Below are 4,706 nucleotides of genomic sequence, written 5' to 3' on the forward strand. Positions count from 1 at the left end.
GTAGGCGGGCTAAAAGTTCGTTTTCTTCTTGTTTAAACGGTAAAACAATGAGTATTTGCCAGGGCTGGGTTGGCGTGCAGGTGAAGCGAAAAAAGAGGCCAGCTACTAAACTGTTAAGGTTTTAAAAGAATGAAGGTTTTAAAATTTGGGGGCAAGTCCTTAAGTAACGGGGCGCCGATAGAAAGCGCTGTTGACATCATAAAGAGGGAAGCACAAACAGGCGCTATCGCGGTCGTCGTTTCTGCACGGGGCCGGAGCACCGACATGCTCCTGGACCTGTACGCCAAGGCAGTGAAAGGGGAGGACTTTGAGAAGGAGCTCCAGGCTTTCCTGGAGGTGCAGTACCTTGAAGGGCTGCAGCTAGAGACAGAGAAATACAACCGGGAACTGGAAGAGGTGCTCCAGGCCCTGCGGTTAATTCAAGTCGACAGTGACAGGGCAAGAGACAGGGTGCTGGCCTATGGGGAGGTGCTCAGCGCCCAAACAGTAGCGGGACTTTTAAGAAGGGAGGGCCTGGACGCCCTTTTCGTCGATGCCAGGCAACTGCTAAGGGGAAGCGTCTGCTCCCATGAGGCCGTTGTGGATTTGTCCCGCTCAGAGCAAAACACGAAGGCCTTTTTTCAGGACCTGAAGGCGGGCCAGGTTCCTGTCATCACCGGATTCATCGCCGCAGACCCGGAGGGTAGGACCATTACCCTGGGAAGAAACGGAAGCAACTACACGGCCACCCTGATTGCCAGCTTCATCAAGGCGGCAGAGGTGCAGAACTGGACGGACGTGGACGGGGTCTATACGGCCAGCCCCCGGTACGTGAAAAGCGCACAGCGCATTCCGCACCTTAGCTACAGGGAGGCCAATGAGCTGGCAAACTTCGGGGCAAAGGTGCTGCACTCCAAAACCATCCGGCCCCTTATGGAAAGCGGCATTCCCCTGAGAGTTTTCAATAGCTTCCACCCGGAACTGGAGGGCACCCTCATTGATGAGAAGGGGGCAGGCAAAGGAATCAAGGCCGTGTCCACCATTGAGGATGTGTCACTGGTGAGCATAGAGGGCCGTGGTTTACTGGGGAAAGTGGGGATAGATGCCCGGATATTCAGCGCCCTGAGCAGCAGGAGTATCAGCGTGCGCCTTATCTCCCAGGCCTCCTCAGAGAGGGGGATCGGCTTTGTCATAAACAAGGAGGATGCCGCCGCAGCCAAAGCCGCGCTCGCCGCAGAGTTCCGGGAAGAGCTGGCCGGAGGGGACATCTCCAGCATACAGATCGACAGCGACAAGGCGGTCATCGCCATTGTGGGCCGGCACAACTACTCCCTGGAGAAAGCCATCTATGGGCTGAGGCGCAACAGGATCTGGATGTACCTGATCAGCAACAGCATAAACGGGGAGCACATATCCCTGGTGATCGACAACAAAGCACTTAAAAAAGCAGTGAACGTGGTGCACAACCAGGTTTTTGGTGCTATCAGGACCTTGCATCTGTTTGCCTTCGGCAAGGGAAACGTAGGGGGAAAGCTGCTGGACCAGATCTTTGAAACAGGGGACGAGGTGGTAAAGCGCAGAAACCTGAGGATAAACGTGGTAGGAGTCGCAGACACGGCCAAAATGGTCTTCCACGAAGAGGGGCTGAGTAGCAGCTGGAGGCAGGCGCTCGCAGAAAGCAGGGAGGAGAGCAACGTTAAACTCATCCTTGAACGGCTGAAGGAGTCGGGGCTGGAGAACATCGTTATTGCAGACAACACCTCATCCCAGGAGCTGACAGCGCAGTACCCTGCCATTGTCAGCAGCGGTTTTGACATTGTGGCATCAAACAAGAAAGCGAACTCTAGCTCCTATGAGTTCTACGAAAGCCTGCGCCATGGCCTGAAGCGGAGAGGCAAGCTGTTCTATTATGAGACCAATGTGGGCGCAGGCTTACCCTTGATAGACACGCTAAAGCACTTGCACAACTCATCCGACAAGATAGAGCGGATAAGAGGGGTGTTCAGCGGATCGCTCAGCTATATCTTCAACAACTACTCTTTGGAGGACAAGCCTTTCTCGGCTGTGCTAGCCGAGGCAAAGGCCAGTGGACTGACAGAGCCAGACCCGCGGGAAGACCTGAGCGGCATGGACGTGGCCCGCAAGCTAATCATACTGGCCCGGGAAGTGGGGCTGAAGTCCGAGCTAGAGGATGTAGAGGTAGAGAGCCTGGTGCCCGCGTTCGCGTCACAGGCAGGGGACTACGCGGCTTTCCTCGACAAGAGAGAGGAGGTGGACGCCTATTTCGAGGGAATCAAGCGAAGCCTCCGGGAAGACGAGGTGCTGCGTTACGTGGGGGACCTGGAGGTTAACAGCAACAGGCTGAAGGTTTCCCTGGTGAAGGTGGCCCGGAGCTCGCCCCTTGGGAGTATCCGCAATGCCGACTCTATCTTTGAGATCTTCACCGAGAGCTACGGTTCGCAGCCGATTGTCATACAAGGGGCTGGGGCAGGGGCTGAGGTTACCGCCAGGGGCGTGTACTCCGACCTGTTGAGAATGGGAGGCCAGTACTAAGCCCTCTGCACGGCGGTGGGTAGGCTCCCGTAGGTCTTAGCGATAGCTATTTCTGGCGGGAGCTCTCGGTGAAGTTGCCTTTAACCAGCTCCTCGTGGATGATAGCATGCACCCGGTCCCGCGACTGCTGGTCCGGAACGATGGTATTTATCTGGTGCATATCCCACAGGCGCTTCCTGAGGAAATCCCCTTCCATGGTGAACTTCGTGCCGAGCAGCCCCACTTTCGTAATTCCTTTTTTAACTCAGCCGCCGTGGCGTCTGCTACGTGGAGAAACGGGAGCGGTAGGAGTGAGGGCTGCCAAGTTTGGCTTTAACCAGCGTGTTGATGAGCTGGTAGTAAACAGCCGAGTTCTCCCAGGACATACCACCGATCAGGCCAATTGTTTTCATGAGTCTGTTTAGGTGTGTTATTGTAGAAAATGAACGAGTTTATTTCCTTCTTAGCTTATACCCCCCGCTACTGCTCTCCTTGATGAGACGATAACCGCTGTTTAGCTCGAGTGTCCAACCCTCTCCTGAAACCTCGTCCTCGTCGATACTAGTAGGAAGCGGGAGGAAGATCTTTTTCCAGTCCGGGCTCATCAAAGCGCCTTTCTCAACTGTCAGGATGCCCCAGTTGTCCGTAACCCGGATAGTAGGGTAAACGGTGCCGAGGTCTTCTAAGGGCACTATGTTTCTCGGGTCAAACGAGACCGACATCTCCTCCAAGCCAATCTCCACGCGCGGCTGCTCTACAAACCTCCTTTTGTAGTCGGAGAGAAGCTTCCTTTTCTCCTCCTCCCGTTTTGTTTCTTCGGCAATTATCGCGTTGCCCCCGTATGTACCCGCTGTTCTTTCTGATGCGCTCTTTAGGTCCCGGGGCACGTTGATTTGAAGAGCCCTTGCAAAGTAGTCTGTCAGGTTGGTGGCGGCTGCGATTCCCCTGTTCCAGTCCTTTTGCTTGTCGCGGAGGAGGTAGCCGTATATAGGGGTGGTTTGGTAGGCGAAGGAGCGTACAAAGGTGGGGTCTGACAGGAAGGCGTTAATAGTGCTCACAAAATGCGCTGCCGCTTCCTTTTTGCTCCTGTTGCTGACCACCAGGCCTGTATACGCTGCCAACCCCTCGTTTAATTCCAGCAGGTTCTCAGTGGAATCAGCACCCGGATAAAGTTGGTGGCGGTACTTGCGGAATGTGAGGGCGTGAGTCAGGAGCGCCTTCCGTTCATCTTCTGAGGAGGCCTGTACGGCCTTTTTAAGCGCTTCTAGTTCCAGGCGCAGGTAAATTCTGCCCTTCTTTTGGTCCAGGTGCTTGTTCTCTGGATTGTAGAGCGCAAAGCCCAGGGATGGCTGCGCTTTGTGAAACAGCTCATGGGCCAGCAGACTGACCCTCTCGTGCCTGTCCTCAGGCAAGGGGAGCAGTAACATGGCCCAATGCTTACCGCCCCAGCGCAGGGCCGTGTTGGCCAGGTTTACCTGGGGTGGCAGGTAACCTGCAAAAACGTCACCGGCTTTCCTTAAAACGCCCGCTGTGTCTGCTTCGTTGGCGATTGTGTATCTGGTTTGTGGGTCGACCAGCAGGATGGAAGAGTAAAGGTCCCTGCCCCAAAGCTGCCGGTACTCTTGAGTGGCAGCTTCAATCTCTTGGAAGTATGCCTGGTAGGTGGTAGGGGATGATTGTAAAGTCTGGGCGCCCACTGCCGCAGCTATGTGCAGCAGAAGGAACAGAAGCAAGCAGGTCTTTTTCATAGTAGTTAGTTCGTCTAATGCCTGCAAGTTATTGGTATCGGCAATTATTTGTACACCTACCTGTAAATCATGTAAAACACCCTGTTAATTGTATAACACTCCGGCCTGCTCCAACTTATCGCCAAGATAAACTAGTACTGAAGGGTTAAGTTCACAACCTCCGTTCGTAGTTGTTATTCCCTATGTACTGCCTCTAAAAAGTCTGATAACAAGCAAAGCGGCCTTGAGCTGCCAAACAAATAACGGAGACAGTTGCGACAGAGATTTAGCCCAGTTTAGGCATAGCCTGCCTCTTTTGCAAGACTACCCGCTTTTCATCTTTCCATGTCATTTTATGACCTGTCTCCTGCAGGTATACCTCAAAGGTGCGGTGGCGGTAAAAGGCGCAATGGTCAGGAGGCAGTACGTACCACCAGTTCAAAAACCCCTCATCACGCTCCGGCGTTT

The 4,706-nt window shown here is 54.1% G+C and carries 5 protein-coding genes; 1 reads left to right on the forward strand and 4 read right to left on the reverse strand.

From position 1 onward, the window contains the following. Positions 1-129: 129 nt before the first annotated feature. Entirely contained in the window at positions 130-2,532 is a 2,403-nt protein-coding gene (thrA, locus tag CHB92_RS25260) for a bifunctional aspartate kinase/homoserine dehydrogenase I (RefSeq protein WP_089322016.1), read from the forward strand. Between the two features lie 46 nt (positions 2,533-2,578). Here the strand turns inward: thrA and CHB92_RS25265 are convergent, their stop codons facing one another. From CHB92_RS25265 to CHB92_RS25990, 4 genes are all read right to left on the reverse strand, one after another. Further along, a complete protein-coding gene (locus CHB92_RS25265) occupies positions 2,579-2,755 on the reverse strand; it encodes an aspartate/glutamate racemase family protein (RefSeq protein WP_089322017.1) in 177 nt (58 codons plus the stop codon). Between the two features lie 40 nt (positions 2,756-2,795). Next, positions 2,796-2,924: a hypothetical protein gene (locus CHB92_RS26355; protein ID WP_258179144.1), complete on the reverse strand. Its 129-nt coding sequence runs from the start codon at positions 2,922-2,924 to the stop codon at positions 2,796-2,798. A 39-nt stretch (positions 2,925-2,963) separates the two neighbouring features. Then, the gene (locus CHB92_RS25270; RefSeq protein ID WP_089322018.1) at positions 2,964-4,259 is read right to left on the reverse strand and encodes a hypothetical protein; all 1,296 of its coding nucleotides are present in this window, start codon (positions 4,257-4,259) and stop codon (positions 2,964-2,966) included. A gap of 265 nt (positions 4,260-4,524) precedes the next feature. Then, positions 4,525-4,706, reverse strand: a 182-nt coding sequence (locus CHB92_RS25990; protein ID WP_218824314.1) for a hypothetical protein, incomplete at its 5' end; no start/stop codon positions are given.

It is taken from the genome of Pontibacter ummariensis (genome assembly GCF_900188175.1).
Classification (GTDB): domain Bacteria; phylum Bacteroidota; class Bacteroidia; order Cytophagales; family Hymenobacteraceae; genus Pontibacter; species Pontibacter ummariensis.